The following is a 3,020-nucleotide window of genomic DNA, read 5'->3' on the forward strand; positions in this document are numbered from 1 at the left end:
CAGTTCGACCGGTGCGTCATCTTCATCGACGAAATCGATGCCCTCCTCGCTGACCGTGGAAATGACCTCCACCGAGAGCACGCCCAGGTCGTCAATGAGTTCCTCGCGCATCTGGACGACGAGAACCCGAATTTCCTCGTAATCGCAGCGACGAATCGAGCCGACCTCCTCGATGAGGCTGCTACACGCCGAGGACGGTTTGACCAGCAGTACGAAATCGGCCTCCCCGACCACGACGCTCGTGAGGCGATCTTCCGCGTACGACTCTGTGAACTCCCGACCGCTCTTGACGAGGACAACTATCACGAGTTGGCCGAGCGTTCTGAAGGGCTCAGCAGTGCTGACATCGTGGGAATCGTCGACGACGCCGCAATGCACGCAGCTGAGCGTGATGCCGAGGCAATCACGCTCGCTGATCTTCACGAGTCGTTCCCGAATCGCTTTACGGACAAAGATACCTAACAAATCATGAATGCAATGGAAAAACCGACATACTAAGGAAACTATTAACTATCCATCTTTGTAAAGGAACGATTACATGGAGACCTTCCCCATCGCAGGCCGGATTATCAACACGAAGTTGATCTTCGGTCTCACCGCCCGCGAAGCCGGCGAGGTTCTCGTCATCCCGTTTCTCGCCCTCGGCATCGCCCAGAGCCTCGGATTCACCGGCACGCTCTTCCTGATTGCAGGCGGCATCGGTCTCACACTTGGCATCCTCATCCTCCTCGTTGCGCCCGCTGGCCAACGGCCGATCAGCTACGCCCGTGCCGCCGCTGACTACTATCTCTCGTCGAACTCGTACTACAATCGCCGTACTCGACCCGAGGCAGAGACGGCTGTTGTCCAGGACGTCGTCGGCGTCCGGCAGGAAGGCCTCGACATCGAGACGATCAAAGCTGAACAGGAGACCGAATCGAGGTAACCGCGCATGGGCTCTTCTTCCTCTGACGAGATTACTGATGGAACCGTCGCCGGCAGCGATGGGGAACACGAAATTGACGAGACAGCCAACGCGAACTCTTCACTCGATACTTCAGCCGGACAATCGACGACGAGCGTGTCAGCAACTGAGTCGCACTCGACCCCGGATTCCGAGTCACAGAACGATGACCATCCGACTGCCGCGACTCGTAACGGAGCATCGTCGGCAGCACCCGAGTCCGACCTCGAAGTTCTCCGGGCACTCAATAGATTCCTCGACGACATCGACACCGATCTCCCGACCGCTCGCGAAAGGGCTCGGGCTCGCGACCACTTCGACCTCGAGAATCGACTCGGCGAGCCCACGACCACTCAGACGAAACTCGGCTTCGATTACGTCCGTGACGACGGCATCGCCGTCGACGAGAACAGCTACATCGGCCTCCTGAAAGTCCACCCCCAAAACTGGCTCTCGCTCAGTGACCAGGCGAAACGCGACACGATGAGTGCGTACATGTCGTTCCTCATGTCGCTCGAGTCGAGCGTTGCCGTTCCCTGCTATCCAAAGACGTTCGATCTGACCGGCCATCTCGAGCAGTTCTATACAGCGGGTGCGAGCATGGCTTCACGCGGCCAGACGCCAATCCTCCAGTACGGACGCAAATTCTACATCCAGTGGGCCAACACCAACATCGAAGACGAGGATCTCAAACAGCGCGATTTCTACATCGTCACGCGCGTCGAGGCGGACCAAGTCCACAAGGATCTCGATACAGGAAGCGTGTTGAGTCAGCTCAGGACGCTTCCGGTTATCGGCAGGGTCTGTTCGGGAATCGTCAATCGAACGCCACTGGGCGGCTCCCACGAAGAAGCCCGAACCGAACTCTGTATCCGCGAGGTCCGGCAACGCCAGCGTCGGATTACGAACACACTCGGTCGGACTGACGTCTCCATCGAGCGTGTTACCGATCGCCAGGAGACGATGGAGATCCTCTATCACTACTACAACCACGTCGATCCGAAGTTCGAGAAATTTTCGCACGCGACGAAAACGGAGGGCGAGTACTGATGGGGCGATTCGACCGCTTCCGCTCGTGGCTTCCTGTGGGGAGTAGCGAACCCAGCATCGATGATATCGACGACGAGACGTTTGACCGCGCTGCGGAGGTCCTCGAGGCGAACGGCGACGACCTCACGAAGGAGAATATCCGCAAGCAGGCCAGGTACTTGCTCGAAGTCGAGGACGTCGACGACGGCGAGCTCCGGCTTGGCGTCATTCAGGACGAAACCGAACAGTCGCTGGCCGACCGTGACGTCATCGCTCCGCGTCAACTCCAGGAGGTTTCGAACCTCTTCGAGTCGGGCTACATGGTTCGCAACGACCAGTTCGTCCGCACCCTGACCATCCACGGCTATCCCGAGCGAGTTCCACTGGGATGGCTTGAGGATCTGTACACGACGAACGACCACGTCCGCGTCACCCAGCATATCAGGCCCCGCGATACGGGATCGGTTCTCCGCAAGCTCCAGAAACGCCTCACCCAGTTGCGAGCCCGACTGCACAAGAAATACGAGAAGAATCAGACCAACACTCACGAAGCCGAGGCTGACCGCGACATGGTCAAAGAGCTCATCTGGGACATTATCCTCGGTGAGACGAAACTCTTCGACTTCGCGATCTACATCGAGGTCATTGCGGACACCAAGCAAGAACTCGATGATGCGACCGAACGCGTCATCGAAACGGTGGGTGCCGCAAATGCCAAAGCCGTCACGCTGGAGAAACGCCAGATCGAATCTCAGGACGCGCTGGCCCCACTGGGCGACGATCCGATTAAGGCGACCCAGCTCATGCAGGAGACGGCCGTCGGGACAATGTTCCCATTTATTGAGCCCGCTGTAGCTGACCCGGAGGGTGTCTTCTATGGCTTCGACGGGACCAACACGCCCGTTCTGTTGGATCGGTATCGGCTCTCGTCGTATTCGAAAGCGATTGCGGGGAAGATGGGATCGGGGAAGACGTTCGCGGAGAAGCACGAGATGTACCATCGCCTGATGATGGATCCCGAGATCGAAATGCTCGTCCTCGATCCGCT

4 protein-coding genes are annotated in these 3,020 nt (G+C 58.2%); all 4 read left to right on the forward strand.

The window, feature by feature from the left end; all coding sequences use genetic code 11:
* A partial coding sequence (locus tag ACFQO4_RS21160; protein WP_500262718.1) for an AAA family ATPase occupies nt 1-462 on the forward strand: 462 nt, incomplete at its 5' end.
* A gap of 76 nt (nt 463-538) precedes the next feature.
* Nucleotides 539-925 carry a hypothetical protein gene (locus ACFQO4_RS21165; protein WP_312912667.1) on the forward strand — a complete coding sequence of 129 codons (387 nt, stop codon included), beginning with the start codon at nt 539-541 and terminating at the stop codon, nt 923-925.
* Nucleotides 926-1,060: 135 nt separating this feature from the next.
* On the forward strand, nt 1,061-1,993 hold the full coding sequence (locus ACFQO4_RS21170; protein ID WP_500262719.1) for a TraC-like domain-containing protein: 933 nt from the start codon (nt 1,061-1,063) through the stop codon (nt 1,991-1,993).
* Nucleotides 1,993-3,020, forward strand: a 1,028-nt coding sequence (locus tag ACFQO4_RS21175; protein WP_500262720.1) for a putative type IV secretion/conjugal transfer ATPase, incomplete at its 3' end; no start/stop codon positions are given. The genes ACFQO4_RS21170 and ACFQO4_RS21175, both read left to right, overlap by 1 nt.

The organism is Saliphagus sp. GCM10025334 (genome assembly GCF_042663485.1).
Lineage (GTDB): Archaea > Halobacteriota > Halobacteria > Halobacteriales > Natrialbaceae > Natronosalvus.

Bases quoted from the DNA above. Each gene is read 5' to 3' on its own strand.
- ACFQO4_RS21165 (WP_312912667.1), top strand. From the start codon at position 539: ATGGAGACCTTCCCCATCGCAGGCCGGATTATCAACACGAAGTTGATC.